The sequence below is a fragment of the Bartonella sp. AP11XZML genome, assembly GCF_042196445.1.
In the GTDB taxonomy this organism is placed as follows: domain Bacteria; phylum Pseudomonadota; class Alphaproteobacteria; order Rhizobiales; family Rhizobiaceae; genus Bartonella.
In genome coordinates, this window is sequence record NZ_JBHIQF010000075.1 from 39640 (window position 1) to 59586 (window position 19947).

Consider the following 19947-nt stretch of genomic DNA (forward strand, 5'->3'; position numbering starts at 1 on the left):
GCGGATTCTTTTTATAAGGGCTGAAAATGCTTAGCTATACACCCAAAATACCCAATTCTATTCGAGTTCAAATTGATATTGATCTATGCTTCTTCTAAAATCAGTGCAATATAGTGCCATATAAAGTGAAGCTACGCGGGCTTAATGAAGGGCGTGATTTTGATAAAAAAATTTGAAAAGAGAGAATTTGTCGATATTTGAAGCTTATCCGGATGAAAAATGATATATTATCATTATAAATCAAAGTTTTGTATATTTAAAGAGTGTGCTTACAAGAAAATATTACTTGGTGAAATTTTTTAAAAGGAGTGGGTATTTGAAGAAAAAAGAGCAATGTTTTCTTTAATTTTTAGGAGGATATTCATTGTTTTTTTCTTTCTTATCAGTTTGAAATAATAGACTTTTTCAATCGCAGCTGCATCTCATTAAAGGTCTTGTGGTGATAAAGGGAGTGTTTTTTAGAGAAGAAGTGTTTTGTTATGGTGGCAAGGGCATTTGAAGAAAAATCAAAGAGAGTGCAAAAATCGCTCAGAGAATGTCAAAAAGAGGCATAAAAAACTGTGATGCCATCCTGTATATCTAAAAAAAATGCTTTTCAAAAATATTTTGAATATTTTATTAAAATTTTTAAAAAGCAGCGATTTGTGGTGTTGCGAGTCGGCTATGTCTATGCTAGAAACCAAGTGGTTTTTGTTCTAGGTTTTAAGAATAAAGATTCTTAAGATTGAGAATGTCTGTTTCATTTCATCTGATAACTATCAGAGAGTCGCTCAAGGGAAAGAGGCGGTATTTCGTGTCGGATTCATTTTCTCTCATACCGCTGCCGTTGGTAGATCAACGCTATGCGCAAGCGCTTTTTGATTGCGTTCAAGAAGCCGGAAACGTTGAAAAGGTTGAAAAGGCAGTAGAGGATCTTTTGCTTGTTTTGGAGCATAAGGATTTAAAACGCTTTGTGCTTAGTCCATTCTTTTCAGTTAAAGAGCAAATTAAGGTGATGCAATCTGTTTGTGCAAACATCAAATTTGCTGATAAAAACGCAGGGCAGGTCATTGGTAATTTTTTACGCGTTATTGCAATAAACCGTAGGCTTAGTGCCGTATTTGGTATTTTACGTGCTTTTCAGCATTGTGTTGCACGCGCTCGTAGGCAGGTTACTGCGCAAATTGTTTCTGCGTGCCCCTTAAATTCTCAACAAAGACAAGAGTTGTGTGAGGCTTTGGAAGGTGTTGTTGGAGGAAAAGTCTTGCTGCACATCATTGTGGATCCAACAATTCTTGGTGGATTAATCGTTCGTGTGGGGTCGTCTCAAATTGATACGTCTCTTCTCACAAAATTGTCTTCACTTAAGCTTGCATTGAAAAAAGAGGTCAGCTGATGGATATTAGACCATCTGAAATTTCAAAAATTCTAAAAGAGCAAATCAAAAACTTTGACCAAAAGGCTGAGGTTTCAGAAATTGGTTGGGTTCTCTCTGTAGGGGATGGTATTGCTCGCGTTTATGGTTTGGATAATGTCCAAGCAGGGGAAATGGTCGCCTTTCCAAATGGTGTGCGTGGTATGGCACTCAATTTGGAAGTTGATAATGTTGGTGTGGTCATTTTTGGCTCAGATCGTGATATTCGTGAAGGTGATTGTGTAAAGCGGCTAGGCGCTATCGTCGATGTTCCTGTGGGTCCCGCTTTGCTTGGGCGTGTGGTTGATGCGTTGGGAAACCCTATCGATGGTAAGGGGCCCATTAAAGCAACAGAGCGTCGTCGTGTCGATGTTAAGGCTCCTGGAATTATTCCGCGTCAGTCTGTCCATGAACCGATGTCGACCGGCTTGAAAGCGATTGACGCACTCATCCCTATTGGACGGGGGCAGCGTGAATTGGTGATTGGTGATCGCCAAACAGGAAAAACAGCAATTTTGCTCGATACATTTTTAAACCAAAAACCTTTTCATGAAAAAGGGGCTGGACGAGAGCAAGATAAAGTTTATTGTATTTATGTGGCTATCGGTCAAAAGCGTTCGACGGTGGCACAGTTCGTTAAAGTTTTAGAAGAACGTGGAGCGCTGGAATATTCTATTATTGTTGCAGCGACTGCTTCTGATCCAGCACCACTGCAATTTATTGCACCTCTTGCTGGGTGTGCTATGGGTGAGTATTTCCGTGATAATGGGCAACATGCTTTGATTGGTTATGATGACTTATCAAAACAGGCGGTGGCGTATCGTCAAATGTCTCTTTTATTGCGTCGTCCTCCAGGTCGTGAAGCTTATCCGGGAGATGTTTTCTATCTGCATTCGCGTCTTTTAGAGCGGGCTGCGAAGTTGAATGCGGAAAATGGATCTGGGTCGTTGACAGCTTTGCCGGTTATTGAAACGCAAGCAAATGATGTTTCTGCCTATATTCCTACAAATGTGATTTCGATTACTGATGGGCAAATTTTTCTAGAGACTAATTTGTTTTATCAAGGAATTCGTCCTGCTGTAAATGTTGGTCTTTCTGTATCGCGTGTTGGTTCTGCTGCACAAATTAAGGCAATGAAGCAAGTTGCTGGCTCGATTAAAGGTGAATTGGCGCAATATCGTGAAATGGCAGCTTTTGCGCAGTTTGGCTCTGATTTGGATGCGTCAACCCAGCGTCTGTTAAATCGGGGTGCGCGTTTGACAGAGCTGTTGAAGCAGCCGCAATTTTCTCCGCTCAAAACAGAAGAACAGGTGGTGGTTATTTTCGCGGGTGTGAATGGCTATCTTGATGCTTTGGCGGTTTCTGATGTTGCGCGGTTTGAGCAGGGGCTTTTAGTGCTTTTGCGTAGTGATTATCAAGATCTCTTAAAGGCAATTGCTGAGCAAAAGCAAATAACAGATGAGCTGAAAGATAAGTTGATAACTGTTCTTGATACTTATGCGAAAAATTTCTCGTGATGAATTGATGGAATGCTTGAATGGCTTCACTAAAAGATCTTAGAGACCGTATCGCTTCGGTTAAAGCAACACAAAAGATTACCAAAGCTATGCAAATGGTTGCAGCGGCAAGGTTGCATCGTGCTCAAGAGGCAGCGCAGTCTGCACGCCCTTATGCGAAGAGAATGGCTGATATTTTGACCAGTGTTGCTGCTGATGTAGATGGTGTTGATGCGCCTACTCTTATGCGTGGTACGGGGCGCGATGATGTACATCTTTTGGTGGTGTGTACTGCTGAGCGCGGTTTGTGTGGTGCTTTTAACGTGCAAATTGCTCGTCGTGCACGTGAACAGATTAAGGCATTGTTGGCGGCTGATAAAATAGTAAAAATTATCACTGTGGGTAAAAAAGGCGCGGATATTTTATCGCGTGATTACAAAGGCTTGATAATTGATCATATCGATTTGCATGCTGTAAAGCGAATTGGTTTTGCAGAAGCAGTGATGATTAGTCAACGGATTGTTGATTTATTCAATGAAGGCGCTTTCGATGTTTGTACGCTGTTTTATTCTGAATTTGTTTCCGTAATTAATCAGCGTCCAACAGCTTTGGATTTGATTCCAATGGTTGCTCCAAAAGCAGCTGTTGGGGCAATAGATATTGTGGAGCAAACCGATCATAACAAAGGTTCACAATCGATTGTTTATGAATATGAACCTGATGCTGCGTCTCTTTTAGAGGCCCTTGTACCACGTAATCTTTCGGTGCAAATCTTTCGGGCTTTGCTAGAAAATGTTGCTGGTGAAATGGGCGCCAAGATGACAGCTATGGATAATGCATCGCGCAATGCGGGTGAAATGATTAGTAAATTGACGGTGGCTTATAATCGTCAACGTCAAGCACAGATTACGACAGAATTGATCGAAATTATTGCGGGCGCTGAGGCGCTTTAAATGGAGAAGGTAAGGATTGATGGTAAAAGCAGTAACCTCAAGCAAAGGAACAGAAAAAGGTGAAAAAAAGAAACCAGCTGCTCGTTCCAGCGTGAAAAAAGCCGCTTCGAAATCTCAAGTGGATGTAAAGGCTTCCTCTGTACCTGCGCGTGATGCAGCTAAAGATACACCTGTAAAAAAAGATACATCCGCAAAAAAAGAAGAGCATGCAAAAGGCGCTGTTGGTGAAATCAAGCAGATTATTGGTGCTGTCGTTGATGTGCAATTTGAAGGTGAATTGCCAAAAATTCTCAACGCTTTGGAAACAGAGAATTTAGGCAATCGCTTGGTATTAGAAGTTGCGCAGCATTTGGGTGAAAATACCGTACGTACGATTGCTATGGATACGACTGATGGTTTGATGCGGGGCCAAAAGGTTGTGGATACAGGCACACAAATTAGCGTTCCTGTAGGAGAAGCAACGTTGGGACGTATTATGAATGTGATTGGGGAACCGGTGGATAATGTGGGACCAATCGCTTCAACCAAAACACGTTCTATTCACCAAGAGGCACCTGAATATGTTGAACAATCGACTGTTTCGGAAATTCTCGTAACCGGTATTAAAGTCGTGGATTTGTTAGCCCCTTATTCTAAAGGGGGTAAAATTGGCTTGTTTGGTGGTGCTGGTGTTGGAAAAACCGTTCTCATTATGGAGCTTATAAACAATATTGCAAAGGCACATGGTGGCTATTCTGTATTTGCTGGTGTGGGAGAACGTACACGTGAAGGAAATGATCTTTATTATGAAATGATCGAAAGCCGCGTGAATGTGAATCCAAAAGAGAATAATGGTTCAACGGAAGGGTCAAAGTGTGCCCTTGTTTACGGGCAAATGAATGAACCACCAGGAGCGCGTGCGCGTGTGGCTCTTTCAGGATTGACAATTGCAGAAAGTTTCCGTGATGAAGGACAAGATGTTCTCTTCTTTGTGGATAATATTTTCCGTTTCACGCAAGCAGGAGCTGAGGTATCTGCTCTTTTAGGGCGTATTCCTTCTGCTGTTGGGTATCAGCCGACTTTGGCAACGGATATGGGGGCGTTGCAAGAACGTATTACCAGTACAAAAACAGGCTCTATTACTTCCGTTCAGGCAATTTATGTTCCGGCAGATGACTTGACGGATCCGGCGCCGGCAGCGTCTTTTGCTCATTTGGATGCAACAACTGTTCTTTCGCGCTCTATTGCGGAAAAGGGGATTTATCCAGCGGTTGATCCGCTTGATTCTTTCTCGCGTATGTTGGATCCATTGATTGTGGGGGAAGAGCATTACACTGTTGCTTGTCAAGTGCAAACCATTTTACAACGTTATAGAGCGCTTCAGGATATTATTGCTATTCTTGGAATGGATGAACTTTCTGAAGATGACAAATTGCTGGTGGGGCGGGCACGTAAAATTGAACGTTTCCTTTCGCAACCTTTCCATGTTGCGGAAGCCTTTACTGGTTCGCCGGGGAAACTCGTTCCTTTGGAAGAGACAATCAAAGGCTTTAAGGGGCTTTGTGCTGGCGATTACGATGATTTACCAGAAGCTGCTTTTTATATGGTTGGTTCGATTGATGAAGCACTTGAAAAAGGAAAGCGTCTCATGGCAGAGGCTTCTTAGTAGGAAGCTTCTTATTCAAGAGAAAACTGTCATGGGTATTTTTCGTTAACAAAGGACGAGTCGTTGGAGAAAACGGAGAGTCCTTATATCGGGTATTGTGGAGACTTTTGTGGAAAACAATAGAGAAGAGCGTTTTTTATTTGAGCTTGTATCGCCTGAAAAAATTGTGTTTTCAGAGCAGGTAGTGTCTGTTGTTCTTCCTTCAGCCTCAGGTTATTTGACAGTTATGGCGCATCATGCGCCATTGGTGGCAAGTATTGTGTTGGGCAGTGTTCGTGTTCGCACCTCTGTGGGTGAAAAATTATTTGTTGTATGCGGGGGTGTTGCAAATATTACCTTTTCAGGCTGCTCTTTATTGGTAGAGCACGTTGTGGCTGTAGAGAATCTTTCTTTTGATGTATTAGAACAGCAGATTTTGCAGATTCAAGCGACGTTAGAAGGAGGGACAAGTGATGAGGACAATCATAAAATAGAGGCTTTTTTCCAGCAGTTGTCAGCTGATGGTGCTGTGTTGATAGAAGCGTAGCAGAGTATACAGGAAAAGATGACATGAGCGGAAAAAAGAGTACGGTTGTGTCTGCTAAAAGGAGTGCAAAACCTTTTCCTCATCCTGGTCGTGTCTTTGCGGGACCTTTGCCAAAGTGCTTTGTTTATATTTTTGCTTCTCTTATTTTGCAATGGGCTTATGGTTTAGGGGCTAATATTGTTCAGTCTAACATTGTCCATCTTACGGGTGATTTTCATGCAACTTTGGCCGAGACGACATGGCTGGTAGCGGCTTATATGGCGCCAAATGTGAGTGTAGCGATTATGTTGATCAAAATCCGCTATCAATTTGGGCTGCGCGCTTTTGCTGAATTATCAATTCTTGGCTTTGTTTTGGTTTGCGTGTTGCAGCTCTTTGTTACGGATTTGCGTTCTGCATTGATTATTCGCTTTTTTGCTGGGATTGCTGCTGCTCCTTTGGCTTCGCTTGCGCTGCTTTATATGATGGAGGCTTTTGCTCCAGCAAAGAAGTTTACTGTTGGTCTTAGTTTGAATTATATGAATGCGGCTTTAGCGGCACCTTTATCACGTTTGATTTCTCCTGATTTGCTGGAAAATGGTGGTTTTTCCAGTCTTTCCGCTCTGGAAATGGGGTTGGTTCTTATCAGCTTGGTCTGTATCTATACTTTGCCTCTTACTCCTGTTGTGCGTAGTAAGGTTATTCAAAAATTAGATTGGATAAGCTATGGTTTGATTGCTCTTGGTCTTGGATTAAATGCTGTGATCATGTCTGTTGGCATATTGTATTGGTGGTATGAAGCACCATGGATTGGTTGGGGGCTCGCACTTGCTATTTTCTCGTTGGCTATTGCTATTATTATTGAGCTTAATAGAGAAAAACCGTTGATTGATCTCCGTTGGATTTTCAGTAAAGAAATGGTCCAATCTGTTTTTATTTTATTTATTTTTCATGTTTTTTTATTGGAGCGGTCAAATTTGCCCGTAGGGTTTTTTAATCTTTTTGGTTTGCTCAATCGTGAGATGGCGCCCATGTATCTTGCGGTGACATTAGGGATTCTGTTAGGGGGGGCTGTTTGTGTCTTTTTTTTACGGGCGGGGCGTGAGGATTATTTTTATTTGTTGTCTTTGGGTTGTTTGGCGTTAGGAGCTTATTTAGATAGTCATGTAAACCATTTAACGCGCCCACAAGATATGATGTTGAGCCAAGGGTTGGTGAGTTTTAGTTATGCACTTTTTTTGCCTCCTGCTCTTTTCAAAGGGTTTGTGATCGCTGGTGAGCGAGGACCGCGTTACGTTTTAAGTTTTATTGCTGTTTTTTTGCTAACGCAAGTGACAGGGGGATTGATGGGGTCGGCTTTTTTTGGCAGCCTTCAGTTTTATTTTGCCCATAAGAACTTTGAGTCCTTAACACAAAATATTATTATTACTGATCCGCTTATTTCTGGTGAGATGAATACTTTATTTTCGCCTTCTTATGGTGTTTCTGTTCCCAATGGCTTGAGAAGTGAGCAGGGTACTTCTATGTTGATAGAGAAATTTAAGTTAACAGCAAATATTTTTGCTTATGATGACGTTTTTCGGCTTTATTTTTATATTTCAATGGTTGTATTCGTTATTTTTCTTGCCACAATGATTGTTAAGTCATGCTCTTTGCGTGCATTAGAAAAGTAGAGTAATGTCATAAAAAGAGGGGTGCAAAAAAAATGATAAAAAAATTACGGTCAAAAGCTACGATTGTTGCATTCCTATCGGGCATTACGGGTGTTTTGCTGATTTTGTGGGCTTGGAGACTTCCTCCTTTTGTGAGTAACATTCAAATAACGGATAATGCTTCTATTAAGGGCAATGTTACTCTGGTTAGTTCACAGATCTCTGGGGTAATCGCACGGATTTATGTGCAAGATTATCAACGCGTTGAAAAGGGAATGCTGCTTTTTGAGCTCGATGATTCTCTTTTTCGGCAGCAGCTTGCACGGGCACAGGCTGTTCTCGATTCAAAAAATGCAAAACTGGCAAGTATTGAATTACAAGCACAGCTTTTGCAGGGCGAAATTAATACAGCAGAGGTGGAATTGGCGCGTTCACGAGCATTTTCCAATGTTGTTCCAGATAGTAAAAAGTTAGGTTTTGGTGATGCGGCAAGTTCTGTTTCTCGTCCTCTTTCACAACTCTTGACAGCTCTCGAAACAAAACGCCAATTGCAAAAACAATTGGATCTTGAACGGCAAAGTTTACAGTCAGAAATTGCGGGAGCGAAGGTGAGTGTTGAGTTGGCAAAACTTAATCTCGATCACACAAAGATTTTATCTCCTCGAACAGGCTATATTGGATTAGTTGGAGCGCGGGTAGGGCAATATGTTATGCCAGGGACACAATTGGTCTCTGTTATTTCTGATGATATTTGGATTATTGCTAATTATAAGGAAACGCAACTTTCTCAGATGCGTGTGGGACAACCGGTTGTTTTTTCTGTTGATGCATTGAACAACAAAAAGTTAACAGGGCGTGTGGTTCGTTTTGCACCTGCTACAGGCTCAGAATTTTCATTGTTAAAAACGGATACGACAATTGGTAATTTTATCAAAATTGCGCAACGTATTTCAGTACGGATTGCTTTAGATCCTGGGCAGGAAGGGATTGAAAAACTCATTCCTGGCATGTCCGTGGTTACCTATGTAGATACTTCGCAGCGAGTCGATTCTGGAGGATGAAATTTTGGGTTTTTTCAGTTTAATTTTTGCGTCATTTACTTATAGCAAGTGGTTGTTTACATTGGAAGATTTCGTTTGGTTTGCTATACTACATGTTTTAAAGCTCTTAGGCTTCTTATACTTTTATGTCATGATGTAAAATAATGTTCCTTAGAATATTAAAGCGCATGCATCTTTACTCACTTCCATTTCTTTTGAACTAACTCAGTAGGGGGGGTGGAGTATTGGAAGCTTTGCTTGTGGTTTTGCACAACACTGTCCTTTGAGGTGTGGTGTCACCGCATGTTTGGAAGATGGGGGTAGGGGGAAGCCAGATAAAAAATTGGATTATAGACTGGGTCGGATGGGAAACTTATCCTTTTGGGTGAGGGCGTAAAGTTAGGAGAAAGACGTAAAGTTTATATTTTGTAAACCATAAAAATGCCCGTTTTGAGGCGGGCATTAAAAGGGAAGGTTATTGGTTGTGTTATTAATTTTTACGGATCAGTAAGAAGCTTACTAAAACGACTCCTGCTGCTAATGCGAGGGTTTTTTTAGGATTTTCTTTCGCTTTTTTCTTTAATTCTGTAGCATGTTCGTTGAGGTGATAAAGTGCGTGACGGCCTTTTTGTTTCCATGTGTTAAACAGCTCAGAAATATTTTCAAAGCTATCATTTTGAAAACTCCAATGATTTACGGGGACCAGCTCTCTTTTTAATTGTGCTATACGTTTTTTAATTTTAGCATTTTTTCTATGGGGTGAAAATAGACACATTTATTGACTCCTTCATGTGTTAAATTGTTGTGTGACAGTTGGGATGGTGTTTGGGGTTTTGCTATAACGGCTTGAAAATTGAAAGGTTGCATTGATAATGCCGCGCGTGGGTGAGATGAGAGTTAAGAGTTTGGGTTTAATGAGGCATTTCTTAATGTGCTTGAGTTCATTTCGTGATGGTGTTTGTTAAGGATGTAAGGTAAAAATTTTTACAAAATGGTGTAAGATTCATTCATAAAGATGGTGTGCGATGTCTTCATTTTTTTGTTTGTTTAAAGTGTTGGGATAGCTTTTGGCACTTGAAATAGTTTATAAGGAATTTTTATCTACCTATTCTCTTGTGGCTGTAGGGAGTGGTATTGATTGATTCAATTAAGAAGATTTAAAATGAGGAAATCTTACGATATTTGGGGTTGCTATTCAAATTTGTAAAAAATAGATTATTATAAATCAATATGTTGGATTAATTTGGCGATGTCTTTCATGCATTTTTAAAAATTGCGCTTTGTTAGGCGTTATCTGTTGTGTTGTAAACACTGTTTTGTGGTGACGTTGATTAAGGTATCGGCATGCAACTTAAAAATACAGTATTGTCTCTGTTTTGTTTCAGTTTCTTTTTGAAGCAACCAAGTGTAGAAGTATAAACTTGAACAGAAGTAGTAGAACTTATCCGGTGCGTCTATAGAATGAATCCACCTATGAATTGTATTGCATCAGTGTTAGTAGGTAGAACCTTTTGAGAGCAATCTGTTAAGATTGGTGGGCGGTGTAATTTTCGTCCTTTGAAGCGCGGAGGAAGTCAATGTAAATAATGATTGATAGCGCAGGTTTTAAAAATTTGAGGACTTGATGAGTACGACCTATTTTTTATCTAAACCACTTGAGCGTCGTCGATCTGTTGGTGTTGCTGTTGGTGATGTGATTATTGGGGGGCAGAGCCCGATAGTTGTACAGTCAATGACTAATACAGATACCGCTGATGTTGATGCAACTGTTTCTCAAGTAGCTGCTCTTTGGCAAGCTGGTTCACAATTGGTTCGGATTACTGTTGATCGCGATGAAGCGGCGGCGGCTGTACCAAAAATACGGGAGCGATTGGAGAGGTTAGGATTTTTTGTACCATTGGTTGGGGATTTTCATTATATTGGACATAAGCTTTTATCTGAGCATCCTGCGTGTGCTGAGGCGCTTACAAAATATCGCATCAATCCTGGAAATGTTGGTTTTGGCGCAAAAAAAGATCGTCAATTTGCAGAAATTATTGAGATTGCTTGTCGGTATCATAAACCTATTCGCATTGGCGTGAATTGGGGCTCTCTTGATAATGCGTTGTTAACACGGCTTATGAATGAAAATGCACAGCAAGAAAATCCTTTATCGGTTGCTGAAGTGATGCGGGAAACTGTTGTGCAGTCTGCTCTGCAATCGGCTCTTTGGGCTGAAGAGATGGGATTGGGACGTGATAAAATTATTCTTTCTGCTAAAGTGAGTGATGTCCAAGATCTTATTGCTGTTTATACCACCTTGGCGGTGCGTTGTGATTATGCTCTTCATTTGGGATTAACGGAAGCTGGGATGGGAACAAAGGGCATTGTTGCTTCTTCGGTGGCTTTGGGTATTTTATTACAGCAAGGGATTGGTGATACGATACGAATTTCCTTAACACCAAAACCTGGTGGTGATCGGACACGAGAAGTAAAGGTGGGGCAAGAACTTTTGCAAGTGATGGGGTTTCGGCAATTTTTGCCTGTTGTTGCGGCTTGTCCTGGTTGTGGGCGCACAACCTCAACGGTCTTTCAACAATTGGCACAAAAAATTGAAGCAGATTTATACAAAAATATGCCTGTTTGGCGTGAAAAATACCCTGGCGTTGAAAGCTTGAAGGTTGCTGTGATGGGATGTATCGTCAATGGACCGGGGGAGTCAAAGCATGCGGATATTGGAATCTCTTTGCCTGGAGTGGGGGAAAGTCCTGCGGCACCTGTTTTTATTGAGGGACAAAAGGTAAAAACTTTGCGGGGTGATCACATTGCTGAAGAATTTGAAGCGCTTTTGAGTGATTATATTCATACACGCTTTGGGCAAGGTTGAGGTAAAAATCGCATAAGGTTGAAGTAAAAAGGGTGTGTCGTTTTTTTAAAACAAGCTGTCTTCAATGTGAAGATGGTGCTGTTGTATGCTGCTGCTTTAGCTATGGTCAATACTGTTGTTGGTTGCTTATTATTTTAGGTAAAACCAGATGATATGCCTGTTTTAGAATCAGAAGCTTATGAAGGATATTAATGAGTTTGAGTGTGTTAAGACTATTAAGCAAAACGATATGAATACTTTAAATAGATCCGTAAATGTTGTTGCTGGTTTTTGGCTGCTCTTGAGACAGTAAAATATTTAACGGATTCTTCAAATATCAAATTATAGAAAGAACATTGTTTATTGATTTTTCAGGCATTTTCCCAGCATTTTTTGGGGTATCAAATTGATAGGATTAGAAATCCTTATAGCGATTATAGTCCTATTTGTCGTAAAATGTAAGCTTTTATATTGATATAAAATGATGTATACGGGTGCCTTTTTTGGCGTTATTGGGGGGAGTGCATGACAAGTATATTAGCGTTTGGCTTTTTATTTAACGGTATAAGGATTTTAACCGGCGCCTTTATTGTCTTTTATATGCTTGAAAAAGGCTTAACGCTTATTGATATTGGGATCATTAAGTCGTTTCAGGCTTTTATTATGATGGTTACCGATATTCCTCTGGGATATTTTGCTGATCGAAAAAGTTATAAAATATCGATCGTTTTGGCAGCGGCTTTTGCTGCTACATGGCTCTTTCTCATGGGATTTTCTACAAGCTTTTATGGTTTTCTTTTGGCAGAAACTTTTAATGCCTTATCGCTGACATTAATTGCTGGAGCCTATAATGCTTTACTTGTTCAATATGCAAAAGAAAAATTGACATCGACTAAAAAAGTGCTTGGTTCCAGCTCTCAATATAATTACATCGGCATGTTTATATTCAGTTTAATCGGGGCATATTTTGCTGATTATTCTAGCCAATATATATGGTATATCGCGGCGTTTTTAATGTTGATGACAACACTATTTGGTTTGTTTTTTCTTGATGACTTGAAGGGGGAGAAAAAACCAAATAAAGCGAATTCTCTCATTTGTGAAGCTAAGGAGATGTTATCTATTTTTATTAAAGTTCCTTATATCTCTTTATGCTTTTATTTTTCATTGATCTTTTTCAATATATTCTCGCAGTATTGGCAGTGGATATTTAAAGATCATAATATTAATGTCACTTATTTTGATCTTGGTGTGACATTTTCACTTATATTGTTCTCTCAGCTCTTGGCTAGTCTTCTCTTTACAAAACTAAGTGAAAGAGTGAATTTTATTTTACTGTTGTTTCTTTCGGCTTCACTGATTTTTACCGTTGCTTTCTTTGAACCAAGAAAAGAAATGGCTGTCATTTTAGTCTGTATGATTTTTTATCTCATTAAGTATACATATCTTCGTGTAGAAGTTGTTTTGCATGATAGTATTAGTGATTATTTCAGGGCTACATATGAATCTTTCTTGTCAACTGTTGGGAGATTTAGCTTATTGGTATTTTTTTACATGAGTGCGTATATGGTCAATATATTTGGCTTTTTCTCACTCGTTTATATTTTTGCTATTTATTTATTGATTTACTTGTTAGCAGTATTTTTTTTAGAAGGAACTCTCAAAAAAGTTCAGTGAGAATATTAACTTATTACGATACGTGTTTTATAGGATTTCATAGTGGGGCAAGGCTTTGATTTATTAAGGCGCATCGTTGTTTTTGCATGTTGAATGAGAAAGACTGAATAGTCTCAGTTATTCTTATTTAAAATCTATGTATGTTGAAGCAATCAAAGTCATCTGCTTGTACGTTATAAGTGGGCTTGGCATAATAATCATTAAAATGGCATAACAATCATTACAAAAGAAATAAAAATGCTGCTCATGAATATTACACAAAGGGTTGCTGACAAGATTGGATGCTGATAAAGAACATGATTGTGCCGGATTATATACTTATTAAGGAATGGTGATGGAGCAGTTTTCTCATTTTCATTGGTTCCTTACTGGTAACACTTTATCTCATTAGAGCTAATTTAAGCAGTCGGACAATTTATAGCCTGTTCAAATAGGCTTTCCTCATGACTGATTTTATTGTTGATATATTTAACGCGTTTTATTGCTGTTTTCTTTAAAATATCAATTATCTTGTTGAGATAATTTTTTACGTTGTACATTCTCATTTTTGAGTATTTTCTCTTTGATTGTGGCGTTAGCTCTGTATTTTCTGATGTTAGAAAATTTCTGATCCAGATAATAAACTTATCTATGGAAACTTTGAATGACATCCCCCCTCTTTGAGAGGGAATAAAACCAAGTACAGAAATATTGTTGAGTACAATTTGCTACAAATAAGCCACAAGAAAACAGCATATATTAATATATTTGATAGGAATCTGTTAAGCCGTACAAATTATGGTCATTAAAAGGTAAAGCAATGAAATCGTTATCCATAACGCGTGTTGTAACATTGATAACTCTTTTTTCTGTATTTGTATTGGTGGGATGTACGCGCGTGGATAGTCTAGAACAGTACGATAGACTTTACGAAAAATATATCAGTGAAAATTACGGCGCTTTTGAACATTTTCAAAAGCATGAACAAGCAAAAAAATTTGTATACAGCCATGGCTATCAGAATATCGTACCAAAGTTTGACATTATACGGCATCGTCACATACTGATTGTTTTATGTGGACGTTTTGTTAATTTATTGCGTGGTGATTATAATGAATGGATATCAGCAGATATGTTACTCAATGTCATAAGCAGTTTGCGTAATGACTATAACTGGAGAGAAAGCGATTTTATTTGGGCCTATAATATGTCTATGAATTCTACCGACCCCATGATTGATTACGCGAAAAAGTTTCTTAATTCTTCAAGTGAAAATGGCATGAGTTTCGAAACACAAATGATTGATCTCGTGTCGAGTATGAGGACCGGTGATGATGAAAATGTTAAACAGATAGCGCGTTTTTGCATAGAGCTAAACACGATATATGACATGATGAAACCAAGAAGAATTTACAAATGACATTGAATGGATAATGAGAAAAATTCTCTCGAAGGATATTCAATGGCTATAATACTCTTGATAATTGCGGCATTTTCTTATCCATGTTGCATATTTTTTTATTATGGTCATCAAAAGGTGGACATATTTTCCAGCTTTTACAACGGGCATAGGTTCACTTACAATGATGCTTTTCATCTTAATAAGAAAATTGCACTTAAAGGAGGAAATTTGCACTTGGATTGAAAAAACGACTTATCACAAATTAGATTGCGCTATTATATATAATAATAAGGACTTTTTTATCTTTCTGTTGCAAAGATCATTCTCTGTTTAATCTTATCAATTCTCTTTTTATGTGATAATTGAATAAACGAGATAAAGGGCGTGATGAATTAAAGTTGTACAGTGATCATGATTATTATTAAATTGAAGTTTTACACACTTTTGTAAATAAAAATGTTTCTGCTTTTGAAGGAGCATGCCGACACAATCATTCACTTTGCTAGCCCCTAATGTTGCGACAGCCCTTGGCTTTTAAGACGGTTCATAAGAGGCATTTTTTTAGTCTTTTCTTTGATGTTTTGCCCTACGCGGCTCTCTCTGTTTTTGAGGTGCAAGCAAGTGATTTTTATTGATTCAATATACACAGATTTGAAATGAAAGAATCTTACGGTATTCAGGGTTCTTATTCAAGTTGAATAACCGCGAATTATCATTATAAATCAATGTGTTATATCTTTCCAGCTTAAGAAAAGAGAGATCAGTAATAATACTGCTTTGGTCTTTCGTTCTATTGAAATTAGTGGTTTTATTTATCCTGTTATGCCGTAACATACTGTCATTTGAGGGGTGGTGAAGGTATCTTGTTTGATACATTAAGTATTTTAAGAAGTACATGGTGAATATTCTTAAGTCTTGCTTATCGCGTCTTTAGTTTAAGTGAATCGCATGTGTGGAAAGCGAGAGAAACCTACTCGGTAGGACACTAGACTGTTTACAGAGCAGATTGTATTAAAAGACTTTGTTCTTTGAGGGTGGCATAAAAATCAAAATAGCCATTATGTTCATTTTTTCTGATATTTTAAATACGAGCTTCAAAAAAATAATGCTTAAACTAAACAACGAGCACTTTTGTAAAAGTGTTTTTAGAGAGCAAGCAATACACGAGTGAATTTACAGAATGTGACCATATTTGATCTTTTACAACAAGATAGCGTGGAAAGGCATAAAAATTACGACTCTCTATTGAGGGCATCGTACTTCTTTTATTGTTTTTTGCGGGTTTATAAAATGCCTTGTTGTATACTTATTCTGTTTATTTTTGCCTTATCGTTAGAAGATTAAAGACATAAAGGAGAAAACGAGTTTTCCTCTTTCCGGTTGTTTTTTATTCGGCTTTAAAGCACCCACTACCCACTGTAATATCTTTTAAAACATGGTGATTACGCATTGTTTTACATTTTGTTTCTTTTAGTCTTTAATGGAAGGCATTTTTCATGCAAAATAGGATATCCAGAATGCACTTGTGTTATAAATTCACGGCGCTTGTTTTAATGAAATTCCTCTCAAGATTTGTCGCATCCATTTCATGATAAGGATTATAATGGGGATTAATGGTAATGTTTCTTTGAAAAGTCTATTATGCATTTAACAAAGATGATGGTTTACACTATGTGCAATAGGGCGGATGAAGTTTAATTTTTGCGTATTGCACTAAAGTGTGCAGCTTGTTGGAGGGGGAGAGCTTTAGCGCCAAAAGGATGTAAGAATGCTTCTGCTTTACTGATGAGTGTATCTCGCTTTTTTTGGGTTTCTTCAATGCCATAAAGGTGAACAAAAGTGGCTTTTTGTGCCGTTTCATCTTTCCCTGCCGTTTTTCCTAGGGTTTGCGTGTTGGCGGTGACGTCAAGAAGGTCATCGGTTAATTGAAAGGCTAAACCAAGATATGTACCAAAATCAGTAAGCTTTTCGGTTAATTCTTTGGACGCATTGCCAATGATGGCGCCTGCTTGGCAAGCAAAACTTATCAGGGCTGCTGTTTTCATGTGTTGTAGAGTGATGATGTCAGTACTTCCTTGCGGTCTTTTTTCAGCTTCAAGGTCCAGCATTTGTCCACCTAACATACCGCCAAGTCCTGCCGATTGTGCAAGAGACGTGATCAGCTTGATTCTAATATCTGTAGATAAAGTACTAGCTTTATGGGCAATGATTTCAAAGGCAAATGTTAAGAGAGCATTGCCTGCTAGAATTGCTGTTGCTTCGTCAAATGCTATATGGACGGTGGGTTTTCCACGCCGGAGTATATCGTTATCCATAGCGGGAAGATCATCATGAATGAGCGAATAACAATGGATACATTCTAAGGCACATGCAACATCAAGAGAATGTTCTATGGGGATATCAAAAAGTGCAGCACTTTGAATCACAAGAAAAGGACGCAAGCGTTTTCCACCGTTCAGCACACCATAGCGCATGGCTTTGATTAAGTTTTTAGGGCGTGAAATTTCACCATTTTGGATTTGATCACTTAACAGCGTATCAAGCCGCTTTTCAACGGTGTTTCCATATTTTGCAAGAAGGGTGGTAAATTCGTGCATTCTTGCTTCCTTTGTTTTTACAAAAATGAAATTATGAAGTTTAAAGAGAAAGGTTGTCGCTTTTTCTTGTTTTCATAAATTGGCGTCGTTTTTTATTAAAAATCAACTTCTCTTTTTATCTGTATCTCTACTGTATGCGCAAATCCCTTTTTAAACCAAATAAAAATTGAATGAAGGTCTTATAAAAAAGCTTTCATTGGTGTATAAAATTGTCAAATTTTGCAATGTTTTTGATATTCATTTGATTATTGTGACACCATTTTTGATAACAAGAAGGTCATTTTTAGTAAGAGGAGGATCATTTTGACATTGCCTCTTCTTTTTTATCAGTGTATAATATCCTCAAATTTTATGGTGTTTTAAATGAAGCATTGTCATTTTTGACATTGCTTTTTCTGTTTTAATGGATTTGGAGTGTCTTTTTATGGCTGTACCTAAACGAAAAACCTCTCCAGCGAAGAGGGGCATGCGCCGTTCGGCTGATGCTCTGAAGGCGCCGACTTATATCGAAGATAAAAATTCTGGTGAATTACGTCGTCCTCATCACATTGATTTGAAAACGGGAATGTATCGCGGACGTTCCGTTTTAGTGGTTAAAGACTGAGCGTTTTATTTCTTTTCCAGTAGTAAGCTTCCTTTGATTCATTAGTGAATGCACGTTTGGGGCGTGCATTTTCGCTTTAAGATGAGTATTGAGATTCCCTTGCGTCGCCTTCTATTGATGTGGGAAAGGGAATATGTCGCGGGTGTTCCGTTTTAGGGATTAAACTTTAGCATTTTATCTCTTTTCAAGTAGTAAGCTTCTCTTGATTCATTAGTGAATGCATTGGGTAAGATGCGTTTTTTGCTTTTTCTTGAGAGGCTATAAAGGACTACTTGTGTCAGTGTCTTTTATGATGGTTTCGTTAAGAGCTTGAGTATTGATATAAGTTAGCTCAGTAATGGGATCATTTTGTATCGCACTTAATTTTTACTTACTTTAGAGGGAATCCTATTAGACCGTAAAATATCGTTGTTTAAGGCGGTTGACCCATGTAAGGCTTTAAGTATACCGGTGTTTTTTATGAGAATATTTTAGGCAATGTTTTGTCTATAGGCTTACATTGTGACATGTGATTCTCCTTAAAAAAATAGAGATCGACATCACATTGATTTATAAAGATCATTTGTTGTTTTGCGCCTTGAATGGAAGGTCTATCGTAGGATTTTCTCATTTCAAATTTTTCCCTATGTTGAATCAATGACAATCACTTGCTTTCCGGTCACAAGTGGGGCTGGCATGTGGGTGAAAACTCTATAAAAAAGGAAAAATGTTTATAATGAATATTTTCAAATGTAAGAATTGTTGTAATATTGGGGTTAAGTGTATGCTGATGCTAGCGTGCTTTCTTATGAGCAGAAAAGAGAAAACCGTTACAAGACAGAAGGTGTACACATTCAATAACCTTTAGTGCTTTTTATGATAAAGGTATATGAGACTTTTCTATGAATATCACGCTGTATTTTCATGTTTTTGAACTAAGAATTGTCTATATATTTTTCTTATTTTTGTGAATATAAGGGATTTGTTGCGAACAGCTTGTAAAAATAAGTAAACTTAAAACCAAATATGTTATGTGTGGGGGTGAGCAAAGTATTTTATCAAAGCCGGTACGATTCTCCAGTTCATAGCTGGTTTATGAATGATTTTATAGTGTTTCTTACCTAAGTTTATGATTTTTTTGTTATCTGTTCATCACTAGACAACATATTGATTTATATATATAATTCATTGTTTTTCATATTGAATTAGAACCCCGAATAACGTAAGATTCACTCATTTCAAATCGCTCTATCTAAAATTAATCAAAACCGCTTGCTTGCACGTCACAAGTGGGATGAGTGTGTGGATAAAATTTGTATAAGAAAGAACTAAAAATGGTTCTTATGAAGAGTCTTAAAAGCCAAGGGCTGTCGTAACACCCACGAGCTGGAAAATATAATGATGTGCTGGCTTGCTTCTTCACAAACGTAAGAGATGGGGGTGGTCAATGGATTTACCGTTATACCTTTCACGGGGGCCGCGAAATGGGCATTTGGGGGGGCCTTGAGAGATGTTTCTTTAAAACAAGCCCGTGAATTGGCAATTGGGTGGGGTGCTGTTTTACGTGAGGGGCGTGACTCCATTAAAGAACGCGATGAACAAAAGCGTGAGGCAATGCGTAATCTTCATTATTTAAAAAACATTGCTTTAGATGCATTTGAAAGTCGTAAAGCTGAATTAAAAAGAGGTGGTAAAGCTTGGATTGGTTTTTACCCTTACGCCTTTATATTCTCCCTAAATTAGGCTGTCTGCCTGTTTCAGAGATTACGCAAATTGAGATACGCAATACGCTTTCTCCCATTTGGTATGCAAAAGCTGGAACAGCTCAGACAGCACTGAAGCGTCTTAATCTTTGTCTTAAACATGCGGTTGCATTAGGGTTTGGATGTTGATTTACAAGCAACGGAAAAAGCACGCGCACTCTTAAGGTAAGCAACGTCATAAAACCACTAATAGACTAGCCATGGATTGGAAAGATGTTCCTGCCTTTATTCAGTTACTCTGTAAAACACCATAACACGACTGGCTTTGCGTTTGCTTATCCTGACAGGCGTTCGTAGCAATCCTTTGCGTCATATTCGTGAAGATCAGATTGAAGATGCTATATGGACAATCCCTGCTGAGAATATCCAATCTTTAGCGGTCTGTTTGAAACAGAGATTGAGACTTTTAAGAGTTCT

General features: G+C 38.5%; 13 protein-coding genes and 1 pseudogene. 12 read left to right on the top strand and 2 right to left on the bottom strand.

Annotated features, from left to right (window positions below):
- Nucleotides 1-793: 793 nt before the first annotated feature.
- From atpH to ACFIMG_RS07150, 7 genes are all read left to right on the top strand, one after another.
- Entirely contained in the window at nucleotides 794-1375 is a 582-nt protein-coding gene (gene atpH / locus ACFIMG_RS07120; RefSeq protein ID WP_375678363.1) for an ATP synthase F1 subunit delta, read from the top strand.
- Entirely contained in the window at nucleotides 1375-2910 is a 1536-nt protein-coding gene (atpA, locus tag ACFIMG_RS07125) for a F0F1 ATP synthase subunit alpha (protein ID WP_273790513.1), read from the top strand. The genes atpH and atpA overlap by 1 nt, the downstream gene beginning before the upstream one ends.
- Before the next feature lie 20 nt (nucleotides 2911-2930).
- Nucleotides 2931-3842: a F0F1 ATP synthase subunit gamma gene (locus tag ACFIMG_RS07130; RefSeq protein WP_375628700.1), complete on the top strand. Its 912-nt coding sequence runs from the start codon at nucleotides 2931-2933 to the stop codon at nucleotides 3840-3842.
- Nucleotides 3843-3861: 19 nt separating this feature from the next.
- Nucleotides 3862-5487 (top strand): F0F1 ATP synthase subunit beta, encoded by a 1626-nt coding sequence (gene atpD / locus ACFIMG_RS07135; RefSeq protein WP_375613176.1) that lies wholly within the window; start codon nucleotides 3862-3864, stop codon nucleotides 5485-5487.
- A 109-nt stretch (nucleotides 5488-5596) separates the two neighbouring features.
- The gene (gene atpC, locus ACFIMG_RS07140) at nucleotides 5597-6013 is read left to right on the top strand and encodes an ATP synthase F1 subunit epsilon (protein ID WP_375678364.1); all 417 of its coding nucleotides are present in this window, start codon (nucleotides 5597-5599) and stop codon (nucleotides 6011-6013) included.
- 23 nt (nucleotides 6014-6036) lie between these two features.
- Nucleotides 6037-7665 carry an MFS transporter gene (locus ACFIMG_RS07145; RefSeq protein ID WP_375613177.1) on the top strand — a complete coding sequence of 543 codons (1629 nt, stop codon included), beginning with the start codon at nucleotides 6037-6039 and terminating at the stop codon, nucleotides 7663-7665.
- A 32-nt stretch (nucleotides 7666-7697) separates the two neighbouring features.
- On the top strand, nucleotides 7698-8705 hold the full coding sequence (locus ACFIMG_RS07150) for an HlyD family secretion protein (RefSeq protein ID WP_375611727.1): 1008 nt from the start codon (nucleotides 7698-7700) through the stop codon (nucleotides 8703-8705).
- Between the two features lie 469 nt (nucleotides 8706-9174).
- Here the strand turns inward: ACFIMG_RS07150 and ACFIMG_RS07155 are convergent, their stop codons facing one another.
- The gene (locus tag ACFIMG_RS07155; RefSeq protein ID WP_375611728.1) at nucleotides 9175-9459 is read right to left on the bottom strand and encodes a hypothetical protein; all 285 of its coding nucleotides are present in this window, start codon (nucleotides 9457-9459) and stop codon (nucleotides 9175-9177) included.
- Nucleotides 9460-10308: 849 nt separating this feature from the next.
- On the opposite strand from ACFIMG_RS07155, the gene ispG reads away from it, so the two are divergent.
- The 3 genes from ispG to ACFIMG_RS07170 all read left to right on the top strand — a co-directional run bounded on the left by ispG (nucleotide 10309) and on the right by ACFIMG_RS07170 (nucleotide 14605).
- A complete protein-coding gene (gene ispG / locus ACFIMG_RS07160; RefSeq protein WP_375678365.1) occupies nucleotides 10309-11550 on the top strand; it encodes a flavodoxin-dependent (E)-4-hydroxy-3-methylbut-2-enyl-diphosphate synthase in 1242 nt (413 codons plus the stop codon).
- A gap of 504 nt (nucleotides 11551-12054) precedes the next feature.
- Nucleotides 12055-13206 carry an MFS transporter gene (locus ACFIMG_RS07165; RefSeq protein WP_375678366.1) on the top strand — a complete coding sequence of 384 codons (1152 nt, stop codon included), beginning with the start codon at nucleotides 12055-12057 and terminating at the stop codon, nucleotides 13204-13206.
- 799 nt (nucleotides 13207-14005) lie between these two features.
- Nucleotides 14006-14605, top strand: a complete 600-nt coding sequence (locus ACFIMG_RS07170) for a hypothetical protein (RefSeq protein WP_375678367.1) — start codon at nucleotides 14006-14008, stop codon at nucleotides 14603-14605.
- A gap of 1676 nt (nucleotides 14606-16281) precedes the next feature.
- On the opposite strand, the gene ACFIMG_RS07175 is transcribed toward ACFIMG_RS07170, so the two are convergent.
- Nucleotides 16282-17184, bottom strand: a complete 903-nt coding sequence (locus ACFIMG_RS07175) for a polyprenyl synthetase family protein (RefSeq protein ID WP_375678368.1) — start codon at nucleotides 17182-17184, stop codon at nucleotides 16282-16284.
- A gap of 424 nt (nucleotides 17185-17608) precedes the next feature.
- On the opposite strand from ACFIMG_RS07175, the gene rpmF reads away from it, so the two are divergent.
- Both rpmF and ACFIMG_RS07185 read left to right on the top strand, forming a co-directional pair.
- Nucleotides 17609-17788, top strand: coding sequence for a 50S ribosomal protein L32 (gene rpmF / locus ACFIMG_RS07180; protein WP_005774555.1), 180 nt, complete (start codon nucleotides 17609-17611; stop codon nucleotides 17786-17788).
- Between the two features lie 1364 nt (nucleotides 17789-19152).
- Nucleotides 19153-19900 (top strand): annotated as a pseudogene (locus ACFIMG_RS07185) (tyrosine-type recombinase/integrase); the annotation flags it as partial.
- Nucleotides 19901-19947 lie beyond the last annotated feature (47 nt).

Bases quoted from the DNA above. Each gene is read 5' to 3' on its own strand.
- atpA (WP_273790513.1), top strand. From the start codon at position 1,375: ATGGATATTAGACCATCTGAAATTTCAAAAATTCTAAAAGAGCAAATC.
- ACFIMG_RS07130 (WP_375628700.1), top strand. From the start codon at position 2,931: ATGGCTTCACTAAAAGATCTTAGAGACCGTATCGCTTCGGTTAAAGCA.
- atpD (WP_375613176.1), top strand. From the start codon at position 3,862: ATGGTAAAAGCAGTAACCTCAAGCAAAGGAACAGAAAAAGGTGAAAAA.
- ACFIMG_RS07145 (WP_375613177.1), top strand. From the start codon at position 6,037: ATGAGCGGAAAAAAGAGTACGGTTGTGTCTGCTAAAAGGAGTGCAAAA.
- ACFIMG_RS07150 (WP_375611727.1), top strand. From the start codon at position 7,698: ATGATAAAAAAATTACGGTCAAAAGCTACGATTGTTGCATTCCTATCG.
- ACFIMG_RS07155 (WP_375611728.1), bottom strand. From the start codon at position 9,459: ATGTGTCTATTTTCACCCCATAGAAAAAATGCTAAAATTAAAAAACGT.
- ispG (WP_375678365.1), top strand. From the start codon at position 10,309: ATGAGTACGACCTATTTTTTATCTAAACCACTTGAGCGTCGTCGATCT.
- ACFIMG_RS07165 (WP_375678366.1), top strand. From the start codon at position 12,055: ATGACAAGTATATTAGCGTTTGGCTTTTTATTTAACGGTATAAGGATT.
- ACFIMG_RS07170 (WP_375678367.1), top strand. From the start codon at position 14,006: ATGAAATCGTTATCCATAACGCGTGTTGTAACATTGATAACTCTTTTT.
- ACFIMG_RS07175 (WP_375678368.1), bottom strand. From the start codon at position 17,184: ATGCACGAATTTACCACCCTTCTTGCAAAATATGGAAACACCGTTGAA.
- rpmF (WP_005774555.1), top strand. From the start codon at position 17,609: ATGGCTGTACCTAAACGAAAAACCTCTCCAGCGAAGAGGGGCATGCGC.